2 protein-coding genes and 1 pseudogene are annotated in these 2,281 nt (G+C 31.2%); 2 read left to right on the top strand and 1 reads right to left on the bottom strand.

Annotated features, from left to right (window positions below; translation table 11 throughout):
* Both ACTL4S_RS16360 and ACTL4S_RS16355 read left to right on the top strand, forming a co-directional pair.
* The coding region (locus tag ACTL4S_RS16360; RefSeq protein ID WP_441299677.1) for an IS6-like element IS1008 family transposase at positions 1–550 on the top strand (550 nt) is incomplete at its 5' end.
* 342 nt (positions 551–892) lie between these two features.
* A complete protein-coding gene (locus ACTL4S_RS16355) occupies positions 893–1,393 on the top strand; it encodes a YqhA family protein (RefSeq protein ID WP_110976010.1) in 501 nt (166 codons plus the stop codon).
* Positions 1,394–1,949: 556 nt separating this feature from the next.
* Here ACTL4S_RS16355 and ACTL4S_RS16350 read toward each other — a convergent pair.
* Positions 1,950–2,165, bottom strand: a pseudogene (locus tag ACTL4S_RS16350) (BrnA antitoxin family protein); the annotation flags it as partial.
* Positions 2,166–2,281 lie beyond the last annotated feature (116 nt).

The raw sequence follows: 2,281 nt of genomic DNA, 5'->3' as shown, positions 1-2,281 counted from the left end.
GCGTTATGCTCCAGAAATGGAAAAACGGTTACGCTGGTATTGGCGTAATCCTACAGATTTACATTCATGGCATATGGATGAGACTTATATCAAAGTGAAGGGGCGATGGACTTACCTGTATCGTGCAGTTGATCAACGGGGTCATACGATTGACTTTTACCTTTCCGCTAGACGGAACAGTAAATCAGCCTATAGTTTTCTAGGAAAGATCTTCAATACGGTGAAAAAGTGGCAAATTCCACGGGTCATCAATACAGATAAAGCAGCGACCTATGGCCATGCTTTATCACGATTAAAGCGAGAAGGAAAATGTCCAGTAGATATTGAGCACAGGCAGATTAAGTATAAAAATAATGTCATTGAATGTGATCATGGTAAGTTAAAGCGAATCATCAGGGCCACATTAGGATTCAAATCTATGAAGACTGCTTATGCCACAATTAAAGGTATTGAAGTCATGCGTGCACTACGTAAAGGACAAGCATCGTCATTTTATTATGGTCAGCCTCAGGGTGAAGTGTGTCTAATCAACAGGGTTTTCGGTCTCTAAGCACTTTTTAAAGGGAACATCATCGACTCAAATCACTATTTGCAACAGTGCCCTTTAACAAGACAAAATAGAACAGAAAGTGAACCGCTTAAAAGAGAACTTCAACAAACTATTGAGCTTTATAGGGCTTTAATACAATCTGCTTCTCGGGGATAAAAATGTTAATAGTAGATTCTAAACAACTTATTGAAATAGTTAATTCTGAATGGCTTTGTTGCACAAAGATTTCATAACTATATGATTTTAAAAGTTTTGATTATTTTTTGATCCAAAATTAAATTTATTTAAATCAGATGCTTACATATTTATGCAACAAAGCCTCATTTTAAGGGATGTTATCAAGTGCTACAAAATTTTTTTGAAAAGAGTAGATTTTTAGTTATTATAGTTATTATAAATTGCATAATATCTTCTATTTTTTTATATTTATCAACTATATATCTTCTAATTGATGCAATAATTTTTATTATAAAAAATATATATGCAACTAATTTTGAAGTAAAAATAGTTGTTGTTAAATTTTTAAAAATCCTCGATGTCTCGTTAATTGCTATTACATTTCATTTAATTTCAGCAGGTTTTTATAAATTATTTATTCAACAAGCTATTTTTGACAATAGTTCTTTTCTTAAGACACTATCAATTAATAAGTTTCATGATCTAAAAGTTATTATATTACATGTATCTATTATAGTTATAGTCATCTTGTTTTTAGAAGATATTGTTGTTTTTGGTGGAACTTTAGCCAACTTATATGCTGGTATTTCTTCTAGCCTAGTCATATTAGCAATAATTTTTACTTGTAAGCTATTAGATAATGATCATCACAAAGACGATGAATAACTTAAATCGCAAGGACTCATTTATAATTACTCTTTTATTTGAGCATTTAATTGAAGTTAAGATTAGAGATCGTCATGTATTGAGAAAAAATGTCTGATTCAAACTTCACTAAACTCAAAATTGCGTCAAAGATTGCAGCTTCAAATAGAAATACTGCACTCTTTCTTTAATCAAAAAATCTGCATGCTTGGTTTTTCCATAAGAAAAAAACCAAAAAATGATCCAATATTCTTAGAAACTGGCAAAAATTTTCTAAAAAAATCCCGATCAGGATTCGGAACTTTTCTAACTCCAAATGGCTTTGTTGCACAAACCTAGCCATTCTGAATTAAAAAAGCTGGATGAATACTTTGTTGGGCTGAATGTGATTTCGGTTGAGAAAGCAAATTCAAGTTTTATTTTTCGTTGTGACGGCTTAGACAGCCCTGAAAAAATTATTCTAGCTAATAATTTATTAGAGGAAATTAATCAAAAAATCTATTCTAATTATAGATTAATTTAAATTTTCCTAAAGTTTTTAGAAAATCAAAAATGGGAGCTTAAACTCCCATTTTTATTAATGATTTTTTAAATCTTTTAACATTGCTTCACGCAGAATTTTATTCATGCGTGTCTGATAGCCTTTCCCTTGTGCTTTTAACCATGCAAGTACATCAGCATCAAGACGAACAGAGGTTTGTTGCTTTACTGGACAATAAAATTGCCCATGACGAATAGCATTACTTCAGTCTGTAATTTCAGGAATATCTGATAGATCTAATAGCTCATCTGGTACATTGTTATTCACCAATTAAAATGTCTATGCGATAAACCATTTAAAATGTCCTGTTTTTAACCACAAGAGTCAAGCACAGGATTTAACTTTCTTTGTTCAATAACAGCTTTCTG

Origin of the sequence: Acinetobacter lwoffii (genome assembly GCF_052078135.1) — a bacterium.
GTDB lineage: Bacteria > Pseudomonadota > Gammaproteobacteria > Pseudomonadales > Moraxellaceae > Acinetobacter > Acinetobacter lwoffii_Z.
Note: the sequence above shows the minus strand (reverse complement) of the source record. Positions and strands in the feature narration are given on the sequence as shown.